This is a genomic window from Vibrio sp. HI00D65, from assembly GCF_001635455.1.
In the GTDB taxonomy this organism is placed as follows: domain Bacteria; phylum Pseudomonadota; class Gammaproteobacteria; order Enterobacterales; family Vibrionaceae; genus Vibrio.
Genome location: NZ_LWEH01000218.1, coordinates 1 through 213 on the forward strand (window position 1 = coordinate 1; position 213 = coordinate 213).

The following is a 213-nucleotide window of genomic DNA, read 5'->3' on the forward strand; positions in this document are numbered from 1 at the left end:
CCGATAGATTGTGCAGCGATAACACCAACTGCTTCACCTTGGTTCACTAGGTGACCACGTGCTAGGTCACGACCGTAACACTGTGCACAACAACCGAAGTCTGCATCACAGGTAACAACAGAACGCACTTTCATGCGGTCTACAGAGTTGTCTTCCATGATCTGACACCACTTCTCATCAATCAGAGTGTTACGTGGGATCAGTACATCTTCA

The 213-nt window shown here is 47.9% G+C and carries 1 protein-coding gene; it reads right to left on the reverse strand.

Features of this window, described 5'->3' with window-relative positions; translation table 11 throughout:
* Positions 1-213 (reverse strand): hypothetical protein (locus A3712_RS16205; RefSeq protein ID WP_157618786.1); only part of this gene is annotated, 213 nt, incomplete at both ends.